General features: G+C 39.1%; 24 protein-coding genes. 1 reads left to right on the forward strand and 23 read right to left on the reverse strand.

Translation table 11 applies throughout. The annotated features are described in order from the left end of the window. Window positions 1-66: 66 nt before the first annotated feature. The 15 genes from trmD to recG all read right to left on the reverse strand — a co-directional run bounded on the left by trmD (window position 67) and on the right by recG (window position 16781). Entirely contained in the window at window positions 67-804 is a 738-nt protein-coding gene (trmD, locus tag JNUCC51_RS06405) for a tRNA (guanosine(37)-N1)-methyltransferase TrmD (RefSeq protein ID WP_337992194.1), read from the reverse strand. Further along, on the reverse strand, window positions 804-1319 hold the full coding sequence (gene rimM / locus JNUCC51_RS06410) for a ribosome maturation factor RimM (protein WP_337991311.1): 516 nt from the start codon (window positions 1317-1319) through the stop codon (window positions 804-806). The genes trmD and rimM overlap by 1 nt, the downstream gene beginning before the upstream one ends. 700 nt (window positions 1320-2019) lie before the next feature. Beyond that, window positions 2020-2253 carry a KH domain-containing protein gene (locus JNUCC51_RS06415; protein ID WP_004269410.1) on the reverse strand — a complete coding sequence of 78 codons (234 nt, stop codon included), beginning with the start codon at window positions 2251-2253 and terminating at the stop codon, window positions 2020-2022. A gap of 15 nt (window positions 2254-2268) precedes the next feature. Next, window positions 2269-2541: a 30S ribosomal protein S16 gene (rpsP, locus tag JNUCC51_RS06420; protein ID WP_049668417.1), complete on the reverse strand. Its 273-nt coding sequence runs from the start codon at window positions 2539-2541 to the stop codon at window positions 2269-2271. Between the two features lie 94 nt (window positions 2542-2635). After that, on the reverse strand, window positions 2636-3994 hold the full coding sequence (gene ffh, locus JNUCC51_RS06425; RefSeq protein ID WP_337991312.1) for a signal recognition particle protein: 1359 nt from the start codon (window positions 3992-3994) through the stop codon (window positions 2636-2638). 12 nt (window positions 3995-4006) lie between these two features. Continuing rightward, complete coding sequence (locus JNUCC51_RS06430) at window positions 4007-4342, reverse strand: putative DNA-binding protein (protein WP_134018987.1); 336 nt, start codon at window positions 4340-4342, stop codon at window positions 4007-4009. A 191-nt stretch (window positions 4343-4533) separates the two neighbouring features. Then, window positions 4534-5793 (reverse strand): signal recognition particle-docking protein FtsY, encoded by a 1260-nt coding sequence (gene ftsY / locus JNUCC51_RS06435; protein WP_337991313.1) that lies wholly within the window; start codon window positions 5791-5793, stop codon window positions 4534-4536. After that, window positions 5790-9371, reverse strand: coding sequence for a chromosome segregation protein SMC (gene smc, locus JNUCC51_RS06440; RefSeq protein WP_337991314.1), 3582 nt, complete (start codon window positions 9369-9371; stop codon window positions 5790-5792). Before smc ends, ftsY begins: the two co-directional genes overlap by 4 nt. A 3-nt stretch (window positions 9372-9374) precedes the next feature. Next, the gene (rnc, locus tag JNUCC51_RS06445; protein ID WP_337991315.1) at window positions 9375-10139 is read right to left on the reverse strand and encodes a ribonuclease III; all 765 of its coding nucleotides are present in this window, start codon (window positions 10137-10139) and stop codon (window positions 9375-9377) included. Between the two features lie 584 nt (window positions 10140-10723). Continuing rightward, window positions 10724-10960, reverse strand: a complete 237-nt coding sequence (gene acpP / locus JNUCC51_RS06450; protein WP_008181678.1) for an acyl carrier protein — start codon at window positions 10958-10960, stop codon at window positions 10724-10726. Between the two features lie 58 nt (window positions 10961-11018). Beyond that, window positions 11019-11765 (reverse strand): 3-oxoacyl-[acyl-carrier-protein] reductase, encoded by a 747-nt coding sequence (gene fabG, locus JNUCC51_RS06455; RefSeq protein ID WP_337991316.1) that lies wholly within the window; start codon window positions 11763-11765, stop codon window positions 11019-11021. Continuing rightward, entirely contained in the window at window positions 11758-12711 is a 954-nt protein-coding gene (gene fabD, locus JNUCC51_RS06460; RefSeq protein WP_337991317.1) for an ACP S-malonyltransferase, read from the reverse strand. Before fabD ends, fabG begins: the two co-directional genes overlap by 8 nt. Window positions 12712-13036: 325 nt before the next feature. Continuing rightward, window positions 13037-14029 carry a phosphate acyltransferase PlsX gene (plsX, locus tag JNUCC51_RS06465; RefSeq protein ID WP_100543965.1) on the reverse strand — a complete coding sequence of 331 codons (993 nt, stop codon included), beginning with the start codon at window positions 14027-14029 and terminating at the stop codon, window positions 13037-13039. Beyond that, window positions 14026-14604: a transcription factor FapR gene (gene fapR / locus JNUCC51_RS06470; protein WP_049668746.1), complete on the reverse strand. Its 579-nt coding sequence runs from the start codon at window positions 14602-14604 to the stop codon at window positions 14026-14028. The genes plsX and fapR overlap by 4 nt, the downstream gene beginning before the upstream one ends. Window positions 14605-14735: 131 nt before the next feature. After that, complete coding sequence (gene recG / locus JNUCC51_RS06475; RefSeq protein WP_337991318.1) at window positions 14736-16781, reverse strand: ATP-dependent DNA helicase RecG; 2046 nt, start codon at window positions 16779-16781, stop codon at window positions 14736-14738. Window positions 16782-17387: 606 nt separating this feature from the next. Here recG and JNUCC51_RS06480 point away from each other — a divergent pair. Beyond that, window positions 17388-17663, forward strand: coding sequence for a transporter (locus JNUCC51_RS06480; protein WP_337991319.1), 276 nt, complete (start codon window positions 17388-17390; stop codon window positions 17661-17663). A gap of 275 nt (window positions 17664-17938) precedes the next feature. Here the strand turns inward: JNUCC51_RS06480 and sdaAA are convergent, their stop codons facing one another. The 8 genes from sdaAA to JNUCC51_RS06520 all read right to left on the reverse strand — a co-directional run bounded on the left by sdaAA (window position 17939) and on the right by JNUCC51_RS06520 (window position 26478). Beyond that, entirely contained in the window at window positions 17939-18850 is a 912-nt protein-coding gene (gene sdaAA / locus JNUCC51_RS06485; protein WP_100543967.1) for an L-serine ammonia-lyase, iron-sulfur-dependent, subunit alpha, read from the reverse strand. Between the two features lie 15 nt (window positions 18851-18865). Further along, window positions 18866-19528 (reverse strand): L-serine ammonia-lyase, iron-sulfur-dependent subunit beta, encoded by a 663-nt coding sequence (gene sdaAB / locus JNUCC51_RS06490; protein ID WP_049668406.1) that lies wholly within the window; start codon window positions 19526-19528, stop codon window positions 18866-18868. A gap of 349 nt (window positions 19529-19877) precedes the next feature. Continuing rightward, the gene (locus JNUCC51_RS06495) at window positions 19878-21527 is read right to left on the reverse strand and encodes a DAK2 domain-containing protein (RefSeq protein WP_337991320.1); all 1650 of its coding nucleotides are present in this window, start codon (window positions 21525-21527) and stop codon (window positions 19878-19880) included. 18 nt (window positions 21528-21545) lie between these two features. Beyond that, window positions 21546-21908: an Asp23/Gls24 family envelope stress response protein gene (locus JNUCC51_RS06500; protein WP_053594173.1), complete on the reverse strand. Its 363-nt coding sequence runs from the start codon at window positions 21906-21908 to the stop codon at window positions 21546-21548. Between the two features lie 57 nt (window positions 21909-21965). Next, on the reverse strand, window positions 21966-22244 hold the full coding sequence (locus JNUCC51_RS06505) for a diguanylate cyclase domain-containing protein (protein WP_337992195.1): 279 nt from the start codon (window positions 22242-22244) through the stop codon (window positions 21966-21968). Window positions 22245-22471: 227 nt separating this feature from the next. Continuing rightward, window positions 22472-24076: a M20/M25/M40 family metallo-hydrolase gene (locus tag JNUCC51_RS06510; protein ID WP_337991321.1), complete on the reverse strand. Its 1605-nt coding sequence runs from the start codon at window positions 24074-24076 to the stop codon at window positions 22472-22474. 42 nt (window positions 24077-24118) lie between these two features. Continuing rightward, window positions 24119-25552 (reverse strand): amino acid permease, encoded by a 1434-nt coding sequence (locus JNUCC51_RS06515; RefSeq protein ID WP_337991322.1) that lies wholly within the window; start codon window positions 25550-25552, stop codon window positions 24119-24121. 164 nt (window positions 25553-25716) lie between these two features. Then, window positions 25717-26478 carry a dimethylarginine dimethylaminohydrolase family protein gene (locus JNUCC51_RS06520; RefSeq protein ID WP_337991323.1) on the reverse strand — a complete coding sequence of 254 codons (762 nt, stop codon included), beginning with the start codon at window positions 26476-26478 and terminating at the stop codon, window positions 25717-25719. Between the last annotated feature and the right edge of the window lie 10 nt (window positions 26479-26488).

Here is a 26488-nt window from a genome sequence, read left to right on the forward strand (position 1 = left end):
GAACACCGTAATTCAGTACTTCACATAGAAGTACAGATTAGATGTTATCATAAATATAGATAACAATCAAGCATCTTTATTGTTGTTTTTAAGTTTTTCTAAATACAATTTTTGCTTGTCTGTTAATGGATAATTCTCGAGTAAATCAGGACGACGCTCGAATGTTCTTTTCAAAGATTCTTCCGTACGCCATTGCTCAATCTTTGCGTGATTGCCCGATAGTAAAACATCGGGTACTTTCATTCCGCGAAATTCAGCAGGGCGTGTATAATGTGGGTGCTCTAGAAGACCCGTTGAGAAAGAATCTTGTATGTGAGAATCCTCTTGTCCTAAAACCCCCGGTAGAAGTCGTACAACGCTATCTATTACCGTCATAGCCCCTAGCTCTCCACCAGTTAATACGAAGTCTCCAATTGAAATCTCGTCTGTGACAAGATGCTGACGAATGCGTTCATCATAACCTTCATAATGACCAGATAAAAATACTAGCTCTTTTTCTTGTGCTAGCTCTTCTGCCTTTTTTTGAGTAAAGCGCTCACCTTGTGGACACATCAAAATGATACGAGGATTTTTTCCTTCAGTAATGGCCTCGACAGCACTAAACATCGGTTCCGGTTTCAGCACCATTCCCGCACCACCACCATACGGATAATCGTCTACTTGATTATGCTTGTTACCCGAAAATCCACGGAGATCAGTTACTTCCAGATTCACTGCACCTTTTTCCTGTGCTTTCTTTAATATGGATGCACCAAAAACGCCCGTAAACATATCAGGAAATAAACTTAACACATGAATATTCATCATAGCAGACCTTCCATTACATGTATCACTATTTTCTTCTCATCAACATCAATTTCCTTGACGATATCCTCGATATATGGGATGTAATGCTCTTTTTTAGTGCCTTTGACTACCCACACATCGTTTGCACCTGTTTGAAGAATGTCGGTCACTGCTCCGATTGTTTCTCCTTCTTCAGATACAATTGTACAGCCAATTATTTCATGGAAGAAATATTCATTTTCCTCTAATAAATCATCTGTCATTTGATCTTTCGTAATTTTGAGCATTCCTTCTTTAAAAGGCTCAACCAAGTTGATGTTATTCATTCCCTCAAAGGTTAACAAAATAAAGTTTTTATGACGACGCATCGATTCAATTGTTACCCATGTTGGCTTTTTATCATCTTTTTTAAACGCCGCAAGCTTTATTCCTACTGCGAAACGCTCTTCCTCAAAATCTGTTGTTGATAACACACGCACTTCACCACGAATACCGTGTGTATTGACAATACGCCCTACATTAAACCATTCCATTCAAATCTCACCTCGTATCAATTTCGCCTTGGCGTAAATGCGTACGGATTTTGAATTGTGCCTAGGCCTGCAGATGTTTTTTGCGAAAGCGTAGCAACAGCAGCACCGATGCAGGTTAGTTAGCCGTTTTCGCTTGATGCGAAGGTTTTAGGCTAACATCCTTTATTCATTCCTTTAAAAATCCGTGACATCCGCCGGAGGCTTTAGGCCAACGTATGTTGGTCACTCAGTCGTCACCACAGGACGTGGCGTTCTTAGACTGAGTTCCTTTATATCAGTGGGAGTTTGAAATCCACTGAAAAGGAATCACATCCTCATTCATCTCCCCACCTTAAGAGGTGGGAGTCTTATGCTGAATGAAAATAAAAATGCTAAAACATATTCATCCCCGTAAAGCTACTAGCTAGCCAGATCAAAAAGTAATCTTTCTTTCACCTTTCACCTACAAAAGCAGTTTAACTTTTTGGGGATTGTGTTATAGCTTCGACGTTGACCAGACTTCCTCAATGTCATTATGTTCAATTATCTCTCAATGTAACTAAGATAATGAAAAAAGGAAGGAACCGGCAAGCTCCTTCCTTTTAAGTCCAGATTTTACGCTTTACCTCAAGGCCACTTCGAATTCCTAAGCGTATGTGAACATACCCGTCAGGACTCTCCAGTGCTTGTTGCATATAAAAGAGCGTGAAAATCTTTTCTTTCAATCCAATATATCGACGTAGGTCTTTTTTTGATGGTGACTACCCGCCGCTGAATAAACAATTGTACGAATCGCTTTCGCTACTCGCCCTTGCTTGCCTATGACTTTCCCTCGATCCTCTGGATGAACAAAAAGTTTATAAACAATTCGATTTGCATTTTCATCCGTCTCTATACGAACTTCTTCTGGATAATCGACTAACGGTAAAACGATTGCTTCAATCAGCTGCTTCAAAGACCTCGCCCCCGATTATTTACTGAATTTTTGGTTATGGAATTTTTCCATGATACCTTGTTCTGAGAACAAGTTACGTACTGTATCTGATGGTTTTGCACCGTCAGTTAACCATTTAAGAGCTTTCTCTTCATCAATGTTTACAGTAGCTGGTTTAGTTAGTGGGTTGTAAGTACCAACTGTTTCGATTGAACGACCGTCACGTGGTGAACGAGCGTCTGCAACTACGATACGATAGAAAGGAGATTTTTTAGCTCCCATACGTTTTAAGCGAATTTTAACTGCCATTTTAATAGCACCTCCGAATAAGTTTCACACAAGATAGTATATTATCAATGTTTAGGTTGTTTGTAAAGTGTTTTTTCTTAACACCTAAAAAATATTATTTAAACAATGAATCGAAGCCTGGTAGTTTCATCTTTTTCTTTCCTTTGCCACTCGCCATGCCTGTCATTTGCTTCATCATTTTTTTCATTTCTTCAAATTGCTTCAATAGACGATTTACCTCTTGAATTGATGTCCCAGAACCCTTCGCTATACGCTTTTTACGGCTACCGTTAATAATTTCTGGATTCGTCTTTTCAGCAGGTGTCATCGAGTAAATAATCGCTTCTACGCGACCCATTTGCTTATCATCAACTTTAACATTGTCTAAGCCTTTGATTTTACCTGCACCTGGTAACATTTTCAAAATTTCGTCAAGTGGACCCATTTTCTTTACTTGTTGCAATTGTTCAACGAAATCATCGAACGTAAAGGTCTGGGATTTAAATTTTTCCTCTAGTTCTTTAGCCTTTGCTTCGTCAACATTTGCCTGAGCCTTTTCAATAAGTGATAAAACATCACCCATTCCTAATATACGAGACGCCATACGCTCTGGATGGAAAGGTTCCAGCGCATCCATTTTCTCACCCATACCGACAAACTTAATAGGCTTCTGTGTAACGGAACGAATTGATAACGCTGCACCACCACGTGTATCACCATCGAGCTTTGTTAAAACAACTCCAGTAATACCGACCGCTTCATTAAAGCTTTCTGCCACGTTGACAGCATCCTGACCTGTCATAGCATCTACAACTAGGAATACTTCATCCGGTTCTTTTAACGCACGAATATCTTTTAATTCTTGCATTAAATCTTCATCGATATGCAAGCGACCAGCTGTATCGATAATAACGACATCGTGATGTTCTTCTTTTGCCAATTCAATTGCCTGACGTGCAATTTCTACTGGAGATACATCAGTTCCTAATGCAAAAACAGGTAGGGATAACTGCTTTCCTAATGTTTGTAACTGCTGAACAGCTGCTGGACGATAAACGTCTGCAGCAACAAGTAATGGCTTACGATTATATTTTTTACGTAACACATTTGCCAATTTACCTGTAGTTGTCGTTTTACCCGCACCTTGTAAGCCGACCATCATAATAACAGTTGGTGGCTTTGTATTAAATTTAATTGGGCTTTGCTCGCCACCCATTAAATCTGTTAATTCTTCTTGTACGATTTTAATAACTTGCTGACCTGGTGTTAAGCTTTGCATAACATCTACACCGACAGCACGTTCACTGACCTTTTTAACGAATTCTTTGACTACTTTTAAGTTAACATCCGCCTCGATTAAAGCAAATCGGACTTCGCGCATCATTTCTTTAACGTCTTGTTCCGATACTTTACCTTTACCTTTAATCTTTTGGATCGTTCCTTGGAGTCGCTCCGCTAATCCTTCAAAAGCCATTGCTTTCGCCTCCTAATCCCATTCTTTCAACTGTTCTATAAGCGTTAGCTGCTCTTCAACTGTCATACTTTGTTCTGTAATCCCTGTTGTTAGTTGCGCAAGCATTTGTGTACGTTGTTGAAATTTTTCAAGTAAACATAGTTTTTCTTCATATTCTTCAAGCATCGCTTCTGTTCGACGAATATTATCATAAACAGCTTGGCGTGAAACCCCATACGATTCAGCGATTTCTCCAAGTGAGTGATCATCTAAATAATAGAGTTCCATATAACTTCGTTGCTTATCTGTTAATAATGCTTGATAAAAGTCGAAGAGAAAGTTCATGCGTGTTGTTTTTTCAAGTAGCATCGAATGTTTCTCCTCCCGTTATTAGTCATTTGTATCATAACGAAAAGCGCCCGTCTGTGTCAAGGTAATCTCCTTGTCTAAAAGCTTTAATTAACTGCTTTTTAGGCGTTTTTCACCTATAGCTAGTATTTCTCTTTTAAACAATGCGATTCCCTGTTTACAGACGAGCGCTTTAAATTGCTTGTGAGCTATTAGTCCTCACTATTTTGTAATTCTTTATCTAAACCTTCAGCAAATAAGCCATACACATAACGCTCTGCATCGAATGGTTGTAAATCATCCATTTTTTCACCAAGACCAACAAACTTCACAGGAATGTGTAATTTATTACGAATAGCGAGAACAATACCACCTTTTGCAGTGCCGTCAAGCTTTGTTAAAACGATCCCTGTTACATTTGTAGCTTCCTTAAATGTTTGCGCTTGAACAAGTGCATTTTGACCTGTTGTTGCATCTAATGCTAAAAGTACTTCATGCGGAGCATTTGGCACCTCTCGAGAGATTACTCGATGAACTTTTTCAAGCTCATTCATTAAGTTTACTTTGTTTTGTAAGCGCCCTGCTGTATCACAGATTAACACATCTGCATTACGGTTTTTCGCTGCACGAATTGCATCATACATAACCGCCGCTGGATCTGAACCTTCCGATTGTTTAATCACTTCACAGCCCACACGGTCTCCCCAAACTTGCAATTGATCGATGGCACCTGCACGGAAAGTATCACCTGCAGCTAAAACAACTGTTTTACCTTGTGATTTTAAACGATGGGCAAGTTTACCGATTGTCGTCGTTTTCCCAACACCGTTTACCCCAACGAATAAAATTACCGTAAGCTCACCTTTAGGCTGCATATTTAGCTCGATTAAATCCTCTTCTCCTTGCTCATAGATTTCCACAAGTTTTTCAGAAATAATCGTTTGAATACCGCTTGTATCTTTTATATTTTTACGCTGAACCTCGAAGCGTAATTTGTCCATTAGCTCCATTACTGTTTCAAAGCCAACGTCCGCCTGTAATAATAAGTCTTCTAATTCTTCAAAGAAATCTTCATCCACTTTTCGATAACGAGCAACTAGGTCGTTTACTTTAGAAGTAAATGAATTACGTGTTTTTTCAAGTCCAGCCTTAAACTTTTGTGTAATAGACCATGCAGAAGGTTTTTTCTCCTTTACAGGCTCTTCTACTATTGCGACCTCTTGCACTTCTTCTTGTTGATCTTGTTGACCTTGATCTTCACTTGCTACAGGAATTTCTGTTTCACTTGTTGCTTCCGTTACAGAAACTTCCTCAGCTTTTTCATTTTCATCTACAATTGCTTCAATTTGAGCAGGCTCTGTAGCTTCATCTTGTTTCTGTTCAGCAGCTTCTTCTTCAATAATCTCTGCTACTTTTTCTTCCTCGGTGGGATTGCCAATCAATTTATCTTTTAAACGTTTAAAAAAACTCATGCTTGTTCGCTCCTTTGCTCCGCAAGTACGGGTTCATCTTCTAATTTTACTGATACAAGTTTAGATACGCCAGATTCCTGCATTGTAATACCATACAAGACATCCGCTCCCTCCATCGTTCCTTTACGATGTGTAATCACAATAAATTGGGTATTTCGGCTAAACTTCTTCAAATATTGGCTATATCGAACGACATTCGCCTCATCTAAAGCCGCCTCTACCTCATCGAGAATACAAAATGGTACAGGTCGAATATTTAGGATGGAGAATAATAAAGCGATTGCAGTTAGTGCACGTTCGCCACCTGAAAGCAAGCTTAGATTTTGTAATTTTTTCCCTGGAGGTTGCGCTACAATTTCTATACCTGTTTCTAGCAGATTTTGAGGGTCCAATAACACTAAATCTGCCTGACCTCCACCAAACAATTCACGGAATACACGTTTAAATTGCTCTCGAATGGCATAGAAAGTTTCGCTAAATCGTAGCGTCATTTCTTCATCCATTTCTTTAATAGCCTCATGTAATGTTTCCTGTGCAGCAAGTAAATCCTCACGCTGCTCCGTTAAAAATGAATGGCGTTCAAGGACACGATCATATTCCTCAATGGCGCTCAAATTAACAGGACCTAGCTCCTCTATAGATTTCTTCAGTAATTTCACTCGACGTCGCATATGCTCTTCATCTTCAATTGCAAGGGCTAACTCCTCAGCTTCCTCAAATGTTAGCTGATAGTTTTCTTCTAGCTGTTCATTGAAATTATTGATTTCAAAATCTACGCGACTTCGCTTCAATTCATTTGCACGTATCGCTTCAACGTAGCCTTTATGTGTACGTTGTAATTCCTTCAGTTGTTCTTCTAAAGTAGTAAGCTCTTGTTGTTGTGCTACTTTTTCATCTTTTTTCTGTGAAATAGTATCCTGCAGCGAATCTCTTCTAGCTTTCCACGTAGCAACTTGCTCATCCACTTCTTCATCACTTAAAAGTTTTGTCGATTCATCAGATTGGAGCCAGATTATTTCCTGAGAAATATTGTCGACTTTTTGACGACCTTTGTTTAATTGTAGAGCTAACTCGGCTGTAGCAATTTGTACTTGTGACATTTGCTCCTGCATAACCGCTAACTGCGAGCGTTTTTCTGCTGACTGCTCACGAAGTACATCTTTTTCCGATTCACTTTGTAGCTTCACCTTACTTAGTTGCTCCACTGTTTCATTTATCTCTAACAGTTCTGTTGCTAATGCCGTTAAACGCTCCGTAGCCGCTTCCCTTTGAGTTAACAATGCTTCTTCGCGTGTTTTTACATCTTGTGTTTCATTAGAAGCAAAAGATACTCGTGCAGATAAGCTTTTCTCGACAACCTCTAGCTCGCGTATACGACTCGCCTGTTGCATTTCATCTTTTCTTAGCTGATCACCGTCAAGCTTCAATTGTTCTACTTTGTCTCGCAACGTTGCAAGCTTCTCTTTTTCAGTCGAGACAGCCTGTTCAGCACCAAAAATAGATGCTTCCAATGATTCTAGCTTTACTATTAAACCATCTAATTCCGCTTTTCTTGTAAAGAGTGAAGATTGTTGCTTCATTGCACCACCTGTCAATGAACCGCCTGCATTGACGATATCACCTTCAAGTGTTACAACACGGTATCTAAACCCACATAATCGAGCAATTTGGCTTGCACCTTCTAAACTCGATGCAACGATGACATTACCAAGGAGGTTCTCGACAATTGTGCGGTTGTTTTCATCGAACGTAACAAGTGCATCTGCCATTTGGACAAATGCTGGATGCTCAGTGGCTAGCTGAATCATAGAGAGATTGATTTTCCGAGACTTGATAACTGTTTTAGGTAAAAATGTTGCGCGTCCAGCTCTCTTTTGTTTTAACCAATGAATTGCCTGTTGAGCATATTGTTCATTAGTTGTCACAATATGCTGAGAGGCAGCCCCTAGTGCTGTTTCAATAGCTTGAGAATATTTTCTATCTACTTGAATTAACTCAGCAACGGCTCCTTCAATCCCAGCTAGTTCACCTTTATCACGTGCTAATAATACTTCTTTTACTCCATGGAAGAACCCAGAGAAATCTGCTTCAAGCTCAGCTAGCGTATCTTTTCTAGCTTTTAGTTGTTGCTGATGTTGGTAAGCTTTATAAAGCATATCCTGCTTTTCATTAAATGATGCATTGACGTTTTTAAGCTGTATTTGCAATGCTTCATATTGCTCAAGTTTTTCCTGCAATTCGTTAGATGTTATAGTATGAGCAACATCTAGCTTCTCTTTTTCAGCAAGAATTTGCGCAAGCTCTTGCCCGATTTCATCAGTTTGATCTGACATTCGTGTCGCCATCGCTTTTTGCTGCGCTAACTGTTGCTCGATATTTTTTAATTCATTTTTAACTGTTGCTTCTTCGTTTAAGGAGTCGATATATCGGTTTTTTTGTTCTTCTATTTCTTGTTCAATTTCAGAAACAGAGCGATTTAAAGATTGTTCTAATCGCTTAATGCTTTGTTTCAGCCCTGCAACCTCTTGTTGTTTTTCAGTGAACAATTCTTTTTTCTCTTGCTCTTGAGCTATAAGAGCCTCAACCTCATCTTTTGCTTCTTGTAATGCCGTATTCAATTGAAGTAGTTGATTAGAAGCATTTTGTCGCTTTTCAGCCATTAACGCTTTACGACCATCCCAACGCTCTACTTCCATCGTTGCATTAACAAACTCAGCCTGAGTAGTATCTAAATAATCATCTAACTCTTTTAAAAGCTTACGAATACTTGCAGTTTGCTTTTCTATCGAAGAAATATGATGAGCTTGTTTTTGCTCCATTTCATATAGCTCTGTATACTCTGCTTTCAGAGCATGCAAAGATTGTGCACAATTTTTTAAATCGTGCACAAGGATAGCGATATCAAAATCCTTTAACTCTGTTGACATTTGCACATAATCTCTTGCACTTGATGCCTGAATTTCTAACGGCTCCAGACGACTATCTAGCTCATGTAAAATATCTAAAACACGATACAAATTTTCATCTGTTTCAACAAGCTTATGCTCTGCCTTTTTCTTTCTTAGCTTATACTTTAATACGCCAGCTGCCTCTTCAAAAATTGAGCGACGGTCATCAGGTCGGCTATTTAAAATTTCATCGACACGGCCTTGTGAAATAATGGAGAAGGCCTCTTTCCCAAGTCCTGAGTCCATAAACAAGTCCGTAATATCCTTCAGGCGACACTGCTGGTTATTTAGTAAATATTCACTATCACCTGAACGGTATACGCGTCTTGTTACGCTTACTTCTGTATATGAAAAAGCAAGCTGTTCATCTGTGTTATCTAAAATTAATGTTACCTCTGCAAAGTTTAGTGGCTTACGTGAGTCACTTCCAGCAAAAATAACATCCTCCATCTTTGCCCCACGTAACGACTTTGCCGATTGCTCCCCAAGTACCCAACGAATGGCATCAGTGACATTACTTTTTCCACTACCATTTGGTCCAACCACCGCTGTAACACCTGGTACAAAATCAATTCCAATGCGCTCCGCAAAAGATTTAAAGCCAATCACTTCGAGTCGTTTTAGGAACATATATTAAGCCTCCTCTTTTGCAGTTTGCTCACGCATAGAACGCATCGCACATTGCGCAGCTTGCTGCTCGGCTTCTTTTTTTGATTTCCCACGACCAACACCAAGCTCCTGTCCATTTAATAGTACGCTCGATATAAAGGTACGGTTATGTGCAGGACCCTTTTCATCAATAATTTCATAATGAAGAAGGCCGTTATTTGTTTGCTGTACCATTTCTTGCAATTGACTTTTGAAATCCATCACATGCGAAAAAGCACCGACTTCTACTTTCGGGAATACGATTCGTTCTAAAAAGCACACAACCGTTTGTAAGCCTTGATCTAAATAAAGGGCACCTACAAATGACTCAAATACATCTGCAAGTAGCGCTGGGCGTTCCCGTCCACCTGTTAATTCTTCACCTTTTCCAAGTAATACAAAGCGACCAAAGCCTAATTCATTTGCAAAGATTACAAGTGACGGCTCACATACTATGGATGCTCGTAACTTCGTCAGCTCACCCTCACTCATTTGAGGGTATTTCTCAAAAAGGTATTTAGAAACAGACAGTTCAAGTACTGCATCTCCTAAAAATTCAAGACGCTCATTATCCGTAAACAATTTACGGCGATGCTCATTCACATAAGATGAATGTGTGAATGCTTGATACAATAAATTTTTATTAATAAATGTGATATTTAATTCATGCTGTAACAGCTCGAATTGATTGCGTACTTTTTCAGGAAGCACGCCAGATTTCTGCATAGTTCCTTTTCTTTTCATAGCCATTGAACAATCTGCCTTCCTAATAGTTTCTACCGTTTAAGTGTACCTTTTTCAAGGCATTTATGCAAAAGTATTTCGGCTTAAATACAATGTTTTGGAAATTAATTATTTTTAAGGTCAATTTGGCCTTGGCGTAATTGAGTCCGGATTTTGAATTGTGCCTGCGCAATTCGTTCCTTTCAAAATCCATGACATCCGCCGGAGGCTTTAGGCCAACGTGATGTTGGTCACTCAGTCGTCGCCACAGGACGTGACGTTCTTAGACTTAGTTCCTTTATATAAGTAGATGTTAGGACACTTACTAAAAAAGAACGACTCTTGTATTCTTCTTACCCACCTTCATAAGTGAGTGTCTTCTACTGAATGAAGATAAAAAAAGAGGACGATCACAGTTCGCTAAACGAACCATTTCGTCCCCTTTTTAAACATGCCTCAGCATAGTATCTACTCTTCACGCCGAAGAAATGCATGAGTAATTTCTGCAAAAGGCTTTAACTTTATTCAATCATAAACATTTATTGTATAATGACCGCATCCATGTCAGCACCAGTAGAGGTGATTAATCTCTGCTATATAAAGTTAAACGATTAGTTTATTTTACTTTCGATGTATGAAATTGCAGAACCAACTGTTGAGATTTTTTCAGCATCTTCATCAGAAATTTCCATATCGAATTCGTCTTCAAGCTCCATTACAAGCTCAACTACATCTAATGAGTCAGCACCTAAATCATCACGGAAAGAAGCTTCTAGAGTTACTTCACTTTCTTCAACACCTAAACGGTCCACGATTACTTTTGTTACGCGTTCTAATACTGTAGACAAAACATTCACCTCCCCTCAAATGATTATACAAAAAATCAATATTTTTGACTAATCGAAATTACATTACCATACCGCCATCTATATGTAACGTTTGACCTGTCATATAGTTAGCATCTTCTGAAGCTAGAAAAGCTACGGCCTTTGCAATATCCTCAGGCTGCCCAAGTTTTGCTAGAGGAATTTGTGTAAGCATGCCTTGCTTTATATCTTCTGGTAGTTGCTCAGTCATTTCAGTTTCTATAAAGCCTGGTGCAACTGCATTTACTAAAATATTACGTGATGCTAATTCCTTTGCAGTTGTTTTAGTTAGCCCGATAACCCCTGCTTTTGCAGCTACGTAGTTAGCTTGCCCTGGATTACCAGCTACACCTACAATCGATGAAATATTGATGATACGGCCTGCACGTTGCTTCATCATTTGACGTGTTACTGCTTTCGTACAAAGGAAAACACCTTTTAGGTTTGTATTTAGCACATCGTCCCATTCATCTTCTTTCATACGCATTAATAAGTTATCACGAGTAATACCCGCATTATTTACTAAAATATCAAGCGAGCCGAATGTTTTCACCGCTGCATCCATTAATGCTGAAACTTCCTCTGTTTTTGAAACACTCGCTTGTACAGCAATAGCCTCGCCGCCATTCTCTTGAATCGCCGTAACAACTTCTTCCGCCTTTGCCTGTGAACCGCTGTAGTTAACGACAACTTTAGCACCCTCGTCAGCAAGCTTTAATGCAATAGATCGTCCTATTCCACGTGAAGCACCAGTTACAACAGCTACTTTACCCTCTAATTTACGCATTAATTGTCCACTCCTTCGCCGCTTCTAGTACAGCCTCTAATGATGCTTCATCATAAACACAGTATGTCGCAACAGATCGATCAATTTTCTTCACTAATCCGCTTAATACTTTGCCTGGTCCACACTCAATAAAGACATCTACACCTCGTGCAATCATTTCACGCACAGATGCTTCCCATTGCACAGCGCTATATACTTGTTCTACTAACTCATGTTGAATAGCTGAAACATCCTCTAATTCTTTCGCCATTACATTGCCGATTACCGGGATTTGTGGAGCTGATAATGATATATCAGCCAACGTTGCTCCTAATTTTTCAGAAGATGGTCGCATTAGCTCTGAATGGAATGGACCACTAACAACTAAAGGAATCGCTCGTTTTGCACCAGCTTCCTTTGCCGCTAAAGAAGCCTTTTCAACGCCTTCTTTTGTACCAGAAATAACGATTTGCCCTGGACAGTTTACATTCGCTACCTGAACTGGATCACCTGCTGCAGAAACTTTTTCAGTTACTTCATGCAGTGCCTCAAGCTCCAGCCCTAGAATAGCTGCCATAGCACCTTGCCCTGCAGGTACAGCTTCATTCATATAAAGCCCACGCTTATGAACAACTGAAACTGCATCTTCAAACGATAGCACTCCAGCGATTACTAATGCTCCATATTCTCCAAGTGAATGTCCGGCTGCGTAATTCGGCTTGATACCCGCTGCAAGTAATTTTTCTGCAACCATCACACCAGTAGTTAACAATGCCGGCTGCGCATGGTAAGTCAATGTTAACTCCTCGGCTGGTCCTTCTAACATAAGCTTAGAAAGCTCAAAGCCAAGCGATTGATTTGCACGCTCATAAAATGCTTTACTTTCTGCCGCATTCTCGATAAACTCTTGCCCCATCCCAACTACTTGAGAACCTTGGCCTGGAAAAATAAATGCTATTTTCGTCATATTCATTAATCCCCTTTTTAATCAATTGTGCCTCGGCATAATTGCGTCCGGGATCGGCTTTGTGCTTAGGCCTGCACGATGCAGGTCAGTTAGCCGTTATCGCATGGATGCGATGGTTTTAGGCTAACATCCCCTAAGAACTCCTTTTCGATTCCGTGACATCCGCCGGAGGCTTTAGGCCAACATATGTTTTTTGTACGAAAGCGCAGTGCTAACGTAGCGTCAGCAACACGATGTTGGTCACTCAGTCGTTGCCACAGGACGTGGCGTTCTTAGACTGAGTTCCTCTATTTCAGCGGGTGTTTTGGACACCAGCTGAAAGAAGTTAATCAATTTCTAAGTGACGTACTGTATCTGTAATTGTCGAGATGACTGTATGCTCAACCATCGTATTTGCTTGGCGAATTGCACTGTATATTGCTTTGGCATTCGATGAGCCATGAGCCTTAATCACAGGTGCTTGTAAACCAAACAAGCCTGCACCACCGTACTCTGTGTAGTCCATTTTATTTTTTAGGTCACGCAAATTATTTTTCATAAGCGCTGCTGAAATTTTTGTTTTTGTTGAAGACATGAACGCCTCTTTTAGCATTGAAAATAACGCGCCAGCAGTACCTTCTATCGATTTCAGCACCATATTACCTGTAAAGCCGTCTGTTACAACTACGTCCGCTACCCCTTCAAGTAAATCTCGAGCTTCAACATTACCGATAAAGTTTAAATCTGCTTCTTTTAACAATCCAAAAGCTGCCTTCGTTAATTCATTTCCTTTTTTATCCTCAGTACCGATATTTAACAAGCCGATACGTGGCTTTTGTAGGCCACCTACTTTTTTCGCATAAATATCGCCCATAATTGCATATTGCAATAAATGCTCAGGTCGCGCGTCTGCATTTGCCCCTAAATCAAGCATTAAAAAGCCCTTACCATCTAAAGTAGGAAGTGTAGTGGCTAGAGCAGGTCTAGCAATCCCTTCAATACGTCCTACTTTAAATAAGCCTCCTGCCATTAAAGCACCTGTATTACCTGCTGAAAGACAAGCATCTGCCTTTCCTTCTTCAACTGCATCCATCATTCTTGCCATTGATGAATCCTTTTTACGACGAACAGCGCGTGCTGGATCGTCTGTTCCTTCAACTACTTCATCACAATGTACTACAGTTAATCGATCATGTATTTTTAAAAATGGTTCAAGCTTTTGCTGCTGACCATATAATTGAATTTCTAAATTTGGGATTTGCTCTAATGCTAATAGAGCACCTTCAACAACTGATTTTGGTGCGTTGTCTCCACCCATTCCATCAAGCGCTAATTTCATTGTTGTTCACCTTTACCTTTCGTGCGGTACATATCAAATTCACCAACAAAAACTGTTTCACCGTTAACTGTGGACGTTAACTCTACTTTTGTACGATGACTTTTTTCGTCACGTCCGATAACGATTGCTTTTGTAATAACACGATCTCCAGCTCTAACAGGTTTCACAAAGGTAATGTTAGAATGTACTGTTAATGCTAGTTCGTCGTCAATAACTGCTACCGCTAATGAGTTTGCCTGTGCAAACAAATGATGTCCACGTGCGATGCCATTGCGCTGAAAAACATGTTCTTCTTTTACATCAAAAATAGATAATGCACGATTATCCAATTCAATATCAATTATTTCTCCGATCACTTCATCGATCGGTAGAGATTTCACTTCATTTTCATAGGTTTTCGAAGCAACATCTTTAATTCGTTCTCGTAATTCTGGAATCGCTAATTCCATACGATCTAAACGAATTGTTTGGACACTAACCTGAAACTGTGTTGCTAGCTGTTCATCTGTGACGAATGGATTATCAGCTATCGTTTCGGATAATAGTCGCTGTCGCTCTTTTTTCGTTCGTCTCAACATCATTCGCCACCTTTTTTAGTTGTTATTAGCACTTGGTACTAATATCAGTATATAGAGTATAAAAAAAGAATGCAAGACTTGTTTTAAAAACAAGTGCTCACATTCCTAATTGAGTATCAAAAATTCAGTTAATCGAAGCGTTCCCCTTGTAAAACGCCTGAATTTTCAAGCATTTCACGTAAATATTTGTACTCATCATCATGCCAAAAAGCATCAGTCTTAAGCATATCCGTTGCATCTTTTCTCGCAGTTTCAAGTATTCGATAATCGTGCACTAAATCCGCTACTTTAAAATCAGGCAAACCACTTTGTTTACGCCCAAAGAAATCACCCGGACCACGTAGTTCCAAATCCTTTTCAGCTAGGCGGAAGCCATCATTCGTTTCCGTCATCGATTGCATTCGCTCTTTACCTTCATCCGATTTTGGATCGGCTAGCAACACACAATATGACTGATGTTCACCTCGTCCAACACGCCCACGAAGCTGATGCAACTGAGCTAAGCCAAAGCGTTCAGCATCATAAATAATCATAAAAGTTGCATTCGGTACGTTAACCCCAACCTCAACAACTGTTGTAGACACGAGTACGTGAATAGTTCCCTCACTAAAAGCTCGCATGACAGCGTCTTTTTCATCCGCGGATAGACGACCATGCATTAATCCGACATTGTAACGTCCATTAAAATATGCTGCAAGCTGCTCATAGATTTCTACAGCATTTTGAACATCCAGCTTGTCTGATTCCTCGATCAGTGGACAAATAGCATAAGCCTGTCTACCAGCTGCAAGCTCTAATTCTAGCTTTGACATAACAGAGCCAAATTGCTCTTTTTTCATCCAATGTGTTTCAATTTGCTTACGTCCTGCTGGCATTTCATCAATCATTGAAACATCCATTTCTCCAAATGCTGTAATCGCCAGTGTACGTGGTATTGGTGTGGCCGTCATAAAGAGCACATCTGGATTTTCTCCTTTATCACGTAATATTCTACGCTGCTCTACACCAAAACGATGCTGTTCATCTGTTATAACAAAACCAAGCTTGTGAAAAACGACATCAGGCTGAATTAGCGCATGTGTACCAATTAAAATATCTATGTTTCCGTTTGCCAATTCTTCTAAAAGCAAACGACGCTCCTTTGCTTTCGTCGACCCCGATAGTAAAGCTACACGAACGCCAAATGGCTCAAACCATTCCATCAAATTTTCTGCATGTTGCTCAGCTAAAATTTCCGTCGGCGCCATTAAAGCCCCCTGAAAACCAGCAGTTACAGCTGCATATAAACATATTGCCGCAACAACGGTTTTCCCCGACCCTACATCACCTTGAAGTAAGCGGTTCATACGATGCGGTTCTTTCAAATCTTTGCAAATTTCATTAACGACACGTTTTTGTGCACCTGTTAATTCATATGGTAACGATGCAATAAAGGCACGTAACTTTTGCAAATCAAACTGTATAACTGTACCACGCTCACTGTCCTTTCGGATTTTACGCAACGCTTGAATTCGTAGTTGAAAGTTTAGTAACTCTTCGTAGGCAAAGCGTCTTCTAGCCTGTTTAGCATGTCCTGCATCAACAGGGAAATGAATTCCCTCAAGCCCATCACGCATTGAAGCAAGCTTATAATCTGCCTGTAAATGCTGCGGAACAGCATCTGGTATCTCTGCACCAAACTCATCTAGCACTTGGCGCATATATTTACGAAAACGTTTTTGCGGAATCAAACCTTTTAAACTATAAACAGGTTCAAAGTCGACCTGATCTGTCTTAGGACCAAACGTTACAGACGTTCCATTGATTACTTGTCTACCCCTATCCCATTTCCCTGTAACGGTAATAATAGCTCCTGGTACAAGCTTCTGCTTCAAATAACCTTGGTTAAAAAAAACAACCTTAACTAAATGTCGACCTGCTAATACCGTGACTTGTAATCGTGATTTATTGCGACCTAAAAACAATACTGTCGGCTCACGTTCCACTTTACACTCAACAGTGACACGTTCATTATGTGGTGTTTGTGCCAAATCCTTTAAACGAAAATCCTCATGTCGATGCGGAAACGTCCATAACAAATCCGCTATCGTCTCGATGCCTATTGCTTCTAAATGTCCTGCTGTTTCTTTCCCGACTCCCTTTAATTCAGAAACGGGACTCTTTAAATCAGTCACCTTGCACGACAGCTCCTCCAAAGTTTTTCACCACAAGTACTTTACCTACAGTCATCCGTTTAACCATACTATTTTTCAGCATTTGAGTTTTCCCCTTTCTTACGATTACTCTTAGCTTTCATAATATTGTTGTTTCCGTTTAACACTTTTGAACAAAATACTAAACATTATTATATATTCATTAATCATTATATAACTTTTCATTTTCACTAAGATAGCAATTCAATTCACTAATAATTGATTTATAGTTAACAGGTGTATTTATTAAGCATTTTTTATCCATCCCGTTAAACAGAAGACTCTTCTTTCCGTTACGGGCGAGGTCTCATCTGTCTCGCTTTCCCGCGGGAGTCAAGTCGCCCCTACGCAAATAGCAACAAAAAATCCTTTTATCGTTTAATAATAAACCTATTTTTTCTTACTCAACACGCCTGGATAATTATATCTTTAAGTAGCGTACATAAAAAACATAAACTTATTTAGCTTCAAAAAAACCCACCTTCAGTAGAAATACATAGCTTTACAATCTTTAGGTTTTAAAAGTTCTGTTAAATAAAAGCATTAATTTCTTCTCAGCATATAATGTTGAAAAAGGAGTGAAATCACTTGGGATTTTTTCCACCTCAAGGAACAATGAGACCACAATCACCTCCACCAAACTTCAGACCAACAAAACCTTCTGTATCCTATGTCATTGATTGTGTATATCAAAATACTTATGTATGGCTTAGAAACGGGAGAGAATTTTGGTTTTATCCTACTCGAATAGAGATGGGTGAAGTATCTGGATATAGATGGAACGGTGCCTACTGGACGTTCTACGGATTCGATGAAGGATTGATTGATGCCGTTGCCTGTTACCCTACCCCTACCCTTTACTAAAATTCCAAAAGGCTTTTTCTTAATAGGGCTAATCACCAAAAGTAAGGGATGACATTTATTCAAACGTATGCCATATATAATTTGATTGTAGCGTCACAGATAAAGCCCGGAAGCACAAGCAAAGCGGCTCATCATCCACACGTTACGGTGATGAGTGTATTACCAGGAAAATGTATCCACTTTGTCCAAACTTCCATACTAATCATAAAAACACCTATACCATGTAGAACCTCAAAAAAACACGCCTTCCACTTAGGAAAACGTGTTGAATATTTTTATTTTTGAAGTGACTTGATACTTTCTAAATTGCCGTTATCAAAGATGGCTTTGCTAATAGCTTTACCTGTTGGTGTTGCAGCAAGGCCTCCACGTGCAGTTTCTTTTAAATTCGGACTCATAGATTGTCCAATTCGATACATCGCGCCAATCACTTCGTCACATGGGATGCGACTTGTGACCCCTGCAAGTGCCATATCCGCTGCTACAAGGGAATTTGCCGCTCCCATAGCATTCCGCTTAACACAAGGAACCTCTACTAAGCCAGCTACCGGATCACAAACAAGCCCTAACATATTTTTCAGTGTAATGGCAAATGCTTCTGAACATTGCTGTGGAGTACCACCAGCCATCTCTACAATCGCTGCCGCTGCCATACCAGCAGCTGAGCCAACCTCTGCTTGACAGCCACCAGCAGCACCTGAAATCGAAGCATTATTAGCAACAACAAAGCCGAAAGCACCAGATGTAAATAAATAACGAATCATTTGCTCACGTGTCGGATTTAGCTTGTTCTTCACTGCAAACAGTGTCCCTGGTACAACCCCAGCTGAACCTGCAGTTGGGGTTGCACAAATTGTACCCATAGCCGCATTAACTTCATTTGTAGCAACCGCTTTACTCACCGCGTCTAGTAATAAATCACCCGACAGCGAATTTCCTTGTGCAATATAATTTTGAAGTAATACTGCGTCACCGCCTGTTAAGCCTGTTACAGATTTTACACCTTTCAGGCCTCTTTCAACAGCTTCCTCCATTACCGTTAAATTATTGTCCATTTGCTGTATAATTTCTTCTCTTGTGCGTCCAGTTATTAACATTTCTTGCTCAATCATAATTTCAGAAATCAGCTTTCCTTCTTGCTCCGCTCGTTCAACTAGTTCACGAACATTATGAAACAATACATCCATATTGGTGCGCCTCCTTTAGTTATTAATTTTAGAAACCTTCGAAATATGTGGTATTAAAGAAATTTGTTGTAATATTTTATCCTCGATATTTTGATCGACTTCTATCACCATAAGGGCAGTTAAACCACGTTCAATACGTGAAACCTCCATATGGCCAATGTTGACAGCATGCATCGCTAAGCAATTTGCCACATTGGCAATACAGCCAGCGCGATCATCATGAACAACAAGGATTGCTGGCATGCCACCTGTTAGACGTAGCTTGAAGCCATTAACCTCACTCACTTCAATTTTACCGCCACCGATAGAGATACCAACGACAGACATCTCTCCTTCATCATCGCCAATCACAAGGCGAGCTGTATTCGGATGCTCCATATTTGCTGTTTCAGGGATAAACTCATAATCTAAGCCCGCCTTTTCTGCATCGGCAAAAGCTGTTTTAATCCGTTCATCGAATGTATCGTAATTTAATAGGCCCCCTACCAAAGCTACATCTGTTCCATGCCCTTTATACGTTTCAGCAAACGAACCATATAAGTGGATTTTCGCCCATTTTGGTTGTCTTCCAAATAAATCTCTAGCAACGCGTCCAATTCGTGCGGCGCCTGCCGTATGAGAAGAAGAAGGCCCGATCATCACTGGTCCAATAATATCAAATACTGAAGTAAACTTCATAATAACACCCCTCTATTCTATCCAAATAATAATATCGATTTTTTATTTATATCATGCTTGATAGTTACTATAAAAGTAAAGCACTTCTTTATCAACTTTCAGAAAATTTACACGACTATAATTTCATAACGGAAATATCGATTAATTTTTGTCTACTCCGTATATACAATGATTTAATAATGCCGAAATTCCAGTATTCCCAAGTTCATTGTCCTCTGGAAACATACATCAGATCATTAATTTTTAGCTGATTTTATAGTTTATTAATTCCTATTCTCCTTGTACCATAAACAAAAGCAGTACACGGCTTGTGCACTGCTTTGTCTACTTATACGCAAAGTAGATTGAATTATTCTACTGAAATAATATACGGATATAATCCTTGTTTACCATTAAATAACTCTACTTCAACCTCTGGATAATTCTCTTCAATAAATTTCACTAATTCTGAGGCGTTTTCTTCCGTTGTATCCTCACCATAGATGACTGTTACAATTTCTGCATCTTCATCTACTAAATCAGTAATTACCTTCTGAGCAGCATCTTTTAATGCTGGAGTAGATAATACAATTTTCCCTTCTGCAAGAGCCATGAAATCATCCTTATGAATTTCCACACCATCAATAGATGTATCACGAACTGCATAAGTTACTTGGCCTGTTTTAACATTTGCAAAGGCTTCTGTCATTGTTGATTGGTTCAATTCAACTGCCGCCTCTGGATTAAACGATAGAATCGCTGCCATACCTTGAGGGATTGTTTTCGTTGGAACTACAGCCGCTTCTATATCTAAAAGCTCTACTGCTTGTTCTGCTGCCATGACGATATTTTTGTTATTTGGTAAAATCAATACTTTTTCAGCACCAATTTCTTGTACTGCCTTCACGATATCTTCAGTTGAAGGGTTCATTGTTTGACCGCCTTCAATAACATAAGAAGCACCAATTGAACGAAGTAATTCAGCAACTCCCTCGCCCATTGCAATCGTTACAATTGCATATGGGTGCTTTTCTGCTTTTTTAGCTGAAGAAGGTGCTTTATGCTCCTCACCAACAATGGCAGAATGCTGTTCACGCATATTGTCGACTTTAATTTTAATGAGACTACCATATTTTTGGCCCATTGCTAAAACAGCGCCTGGTTGCTCAGAATGAATATGCACTTTTGCAATTTCTTCATCTGAAATAACGAGTAAAGAATCACCTAGAGGGCTTAATTCATTGCGGAATTGTTCTTCACTAAATGGCTCTTTTCCTTCTTCAAAACGAACCATGATTTCTGTACAATAACCAAATTCAATATCCGCAGTATCCATGAAATCTTGTGCTCTATGATGTTCTGCATTAATTAAATCATCTAAAGTTGCTTCATTTTTCACCGGTAATGGCTCGCCTTTTAAGGATGCTAAAAATCCTTCATACACAAATAGAAGACCCTGACCGCCACTATCTACAACACCGACTTCTTTTAGAACAGGTAGAAGTTCAGGTGTACGTTGCAACGAAGCCTGAGCTTCAGCAGTAAATGCTTCCATCACCGCAATGATATCGGTTTCAGTTTCTGCCACTTCTACACCTTTTTTCGCAGCTTCACGTGCAACCGTTAAAATTGTTCCTTCAACTGGCTTCATTACTGCTTTATAAGCAGTTTCTACGCCTGCTTGGAAGGCACCCGCAAAGCCCTTTGCATCAATTGTTGCTTCTTTTTCGATAGATTTACCAAAACCACGGAATAACTGCGATAAAATAACGCCTGAGTTTCCGCGTGCTCCCATAAGTAAACCTTTTGATAAAGCTTGAGCTGTTTTGCCGATATGCTCTGACGCATATTGCTCCGTTTCCTTTGCCCCAGATGTCATCGATAAGTTCATATTCGTTCCTGTATCACCGTCTGGTACTGGAAATACATTTAATGAATCAACATAATTTGCATTTTGGAATAGGTGATGGGCACCCATTTGCACCATTTCTGCAAACTTTATTCCGTCTAAAGACTGCATTAGAATTAGTTCCTCCTCTTAATCATTCGCTACACGAACGCCCTGTACAAAGATATTGACAGATTTCACGCTCATACCTAATGTTTTATCCACTGTATATTTCACTTTCGATTGTACTTGATAAGCAACTTCCGAAATCTTTGTCCCGTAACTAACAATAATGTACATATCAATATGTAAATCGTCGTCCTGTTTTCGAATAACAACACCTTTTGCAAAATTTTCTTTACGTAAAATATCAGTTAGACCATCACGAATTTGATGTTTAGATGCCATGCCAACAATACCGTAGCATTCTACAGCAGCGCCACCAGCTATTTGTGCAAGTACATCTGTTGAAATATCAATTTGGCCGAATTCATTGTTTAATTCAATTGACATAGAAATGCCCCCTTGGCTCTTTTTGACTAAATGATATTGTAACACTTTCGTTATACATTAAGCAACCTTGGAAGGCATGAAAGCGCATTGTATCAACGTTTTACTAACATTACAAAGGTAGACATACACCTTCACCAAAATTTCCACTTTTTCTGTAATAATTGTTACGACCGTTCGTTTTACTGTGTATAGTGCTTGATCAGCTAATTCACAGCATGTTTTCAATTGCTCGCTATTCGAGATTTTAGCATGACACATCCCGATGCTGACTGTTAAAATATCAGCTACTTCCGAACGCTCATGACTAATATTTAAGTTGCGTACTTCCTCTAAAATTTCCTCACAAGCATTGAAAAACTAGATTGGCCCCACCTTAAAAAATCACAAAAAACCTACATATTGCTAGGCAGGTTTCCGTAGTCAAAAACAAAACTTTATAGCAGGCATTTTATTTCGTTGCATAAAATATTCACAAAAAATAATAAAGCTAACAGCAAAAAATCAAGAACCTCACAAGGTCCTTGATTTAGTTATCATCAGTATTATTTAACAAAGCCATTCAATTAAAATAAGCTTTTAATAAGCGTATCAATCATCACTGGCATTTCCTTAAATGCGCTATCCACATGTAGTCTTTCCGTCTTTTGGTGGGCATCTTTCCCAAAAGGTCCTACGTTTAAAACAGGGCCCTGTAATGCGGACATCGCTTCAAAAGGAATACTGTACGTGTCTCCCCATACCGGTGTGTTGTGCTCGAATGCTGTCCATTCATTTGAGTCATCTGAATAATTGACATAGCTCAAATCACAAATACCATTAAAATAATGAATTTGCTCTACTTCAATATCAAATGTTTTGGCCGTTTTCTTCATCAATTCAATCGATTGAATGATAAGGGGGTGATTGGATGAATTGATCGCCGGATAATATGGTGGTGCATATAACAACACTGTCGCTGGTGCTAGTTCCTGGCAGCGAATCATTAGCTGATCCACGATGCGAATAGATTTCTCCCGATCATCCCATGCACTATTTTCAAGAACTTGATTTTTTATTAAACTTACTTCAACAGCGCCTAATTTCTTTATCGCATACTCTAAAAGTGCCTCATAACGAAGTACCTTTACTTCACCTACTCCATGTACTTTTTCGCGCTCACAAATTCGTTTATATTGTTCATTACAAGCTGACATTGCTTCTAATGCAACTTGTTCAAAAATATCCATTACTTCAGATGCTGTGCGCTTTAATAAAAACACATTATAAAGGGCTGCTGCTCGATATGGTGTTTGTGTAGAATACTCCATTTTCAAATCTTTTAATTGTAAAGATACAGGTAATGGCGTACTTTCGCCTAGATCAGTTTCACTGAAAATTGGATTCCACTCCATATGCTGAGTCATGTATGAGGCAATAAAATTCGCTGTCATTCCTTTTAATGGCTCACCTACATGGGTCTCTTTACCGTAAAATAAAGCTGCAGGCATGATTTTTCCGATAGTTCCTGAATATATATATTCATTGATATCAGCCGGGCCTTGTGAAAAAGAAGGCTCACTATTTAAAAATAGTTTATAAGAAAGTCCATGTAGTTCACGAAGTCTGACAAGCTCTACAACTGCTGCACGCATCCCAGCAGAATTCACTTCTTCATCTGGCACAGCCGTTAAAATAAGATTGATTGGCCATTCTTCAATACTTGCCTTTTCAATCAACTGCATATGCAAAGCAAGCCCCATTTTCATATCCATCGTCCCACGACCGAATAAGTAGTTGCCTGATTCCAAATCAATTCTTGCGGCTTCCGGTAAATCTTTTTTGTATTTAGGTTCCATTAGCTTTTTTGTCAGCTCTTCAGGGAAGAAGGCTAATGGTTCAAGCTCACCATATTCTTCTGTATGGACAGTATCAAAATGGCTAATTAACACAACCGTTTCTACTGCAGATGGATGCTTATACAAAGCAGTCACAGCATTGCGTTCAAGACCTGCATCATGCAATTCAATAAGTTCTGGGTTTTTCTGAAAATAAGAAAGCGTTCGCAATTTATTTTTTAATTTATAGGCAAATTCATGCTCACCTTTTGTTAAAGTTCTACTTTCCCAACTGACAAGTTCACATAATAATGCACGTAGTTTTTCAGGGGTATTCCAAAGATAAACATTCATAAAAACTCTCCTTTATCCGATCTTCTCAACACAGAATACATATCAGTGTATATCAAGTGATTCCTCATTTTTTATTTCAAACTCAGAGGAAACTGTATTTGTTTTACTCAATTTTAATTTATAGAAAATCATGCAAGCAATAAAGAATCCAATCCCATAAAGTAAACCAACTCTTTGTGTTGGATCGAATGCTAAAAAGATAAGGATTAGCATGCAAAAAACAATGCAGAACACTGGAATCAATGGATAAAGCGGTGTTTTAAATTTTAATTCAGCTACCTCTCCCCCTGCTTTGACATATCGATATCTGAACATCAATTGAGATGCGCATATTCCCATCCATGAAATTGTTACAGCAATTCCTGCAATAGACATGAGTAAAACAAATACTGCATCTGCTTCCATCACGCTCGTTAATAAAGAAAGCAGCGAGAAAAGCATCGTGAAAATGAGTGCATTTAATGGGACTTTATTTTTCGTTAATCGCCCAAATAATTTGGGAGCCATTCCCTCTTTTGACATCGACCATAATAAACGTGTTGAAGCATATAAACATGAATTACCTACTGATAATATCGCTGTTAAAATAACAAAGTTCATAATGCCAGCAGCATATGGAACGCCAGCTAAATTCATCAATGTCACAAAAGGACTTTCCAGTAGTCCAAGCTCCGATGAAGGGAATATAGCAGATAAAACAATAATAGAAGCAATATAAAAAACTATAATTCTAAAAAGAATTGTCTTTATTGCCCGAGGAATATTTTTCTCTGGATTTTCAGTTTCTCCTGCTGCAATCCCGACAAGTTCAGAACCTTGATAAGAAAAGATAACATTCATCATTGTGACAAATATAATCGTAATACCTGCTGGGAATAAACCAGACGGTGCTAAATTCGTAAAATGTGGTGTTGGACGATCAGCTAGCGGAATCATTCCAAAGATTGCTGCAACTCCTATAACGATAAACGCAATCACCGCAATAACTTTAATGCTTGCAAACCAAAATTCTGCTTCTGCAAAGCCTCTAGTTGTTAAAGCATTTAAAGTAAATAACAGCACCATAAATACAGCACACCAAATCCAAATTGGGACATTAGGGAACCAATGTTGCATCAAAATCCCCGCTGCAGTAAATTCTACTCCCGCTGTGGCAGCTGACCCTACAAAATACATCCATCCTAAAGAAAATCCTGCTGAAGGACCGATAAAACGTGTTGCATAGGTTTGGAAAGAACCAGTTACAGGCATGTAAACAGCTAATTCTCCAAGACAATTCATTACCATATACAATATTAAACCACCAAATAAATAACCAATTAATGCGCCTCCAGGACCCGCTTGATTAATTGTGTAGCCAACATTTAAAAAGAGTCCTGTTCCAATAACGCCACCGAGCGAAAGCATTAATAAATGACGACTTTTCATTGAACGGTTTAATTGATTATCTTGCCGTTGTTCCCCTTTACTCAACATCCATCCCCACTCTCTAGTTGCTATTAATATATCGAATATTCTGTTATCACTTCTACTAAAGTACCCAATCAATTTATCTCCTAAATTGATTGGGTATTTTTACATTGAAATCAAATACGCCTCGGCATACTTGCCGCAGATGCTTGTACACCCGCTGCAAGAAGTTAAAAACGTAATGACAAGCAGCTTAGTCCACCATCATGTTTTCTAAATTCAGACATTTCAAGCTCAATTGTTTGGTAGCCTAAATCATTTAATTTACGCTTTGTTTCTGGATAGCCTGCAGGAATAATGACATAATCATTTACTTGAATACAGTTTGCTGAATACTCATCCTCTTTTGGAATAATAATTTTTTCATAGGATTCGAATGCAGGATGTTCGATAAACTCTCCTGCTAGCACCATACGATTTTCACCAACATATGCGATGCCCGTTTTTAAATGGAAAAACTCTTTTAACGGAATAATCGTTGCCTCATAGCCTTCTTTTTCAACGATTTCTTTAAATTGTCGAGCCCCTTCTTCATTAGTACGGTCAGAGATGCCTACATAAAATTTCTTTTCTGCCTGCAATACATCTCCGCCATCAAGTGTTCCTGGGCCTTCGATATAATATAAATTTTCATAGAACTTTTTAACAGCTGGTTCGATTTCCTCAATCTCACGATTACGAGCCTCTGCCCCTGGATTTGAAATAATGGCAAAGTCAGGTGTTAAAACAGCTGTATCCTCTACAAATGTTGAATCTGGGAAGGCCTCATTTGCTGGAAGATGTGTAACCTCTACGCCACATTTCTTTAGAGCTTCTATATATCTTTCATGCTGCTCAAATAATTTTTCTAAAAGCGGTTTTCCTAAGTCACTAGTCGTTAAACCATTTAAATAACTATTTCCTGGATTTTTTACAATAACATTTTTAAACATTTACGACATC

It is taken from the genome of Lysinibacillus sp. JNUCC 51 (genome assembly GCF_015999525.1).
Taxonomy (GTDB): domain Bacteria; phylum Bacillota; class Bacilli; order Bacillales_A; family Planococcaceae; genus Lysinibacillus; species Lysinibacillus xylanilyticus.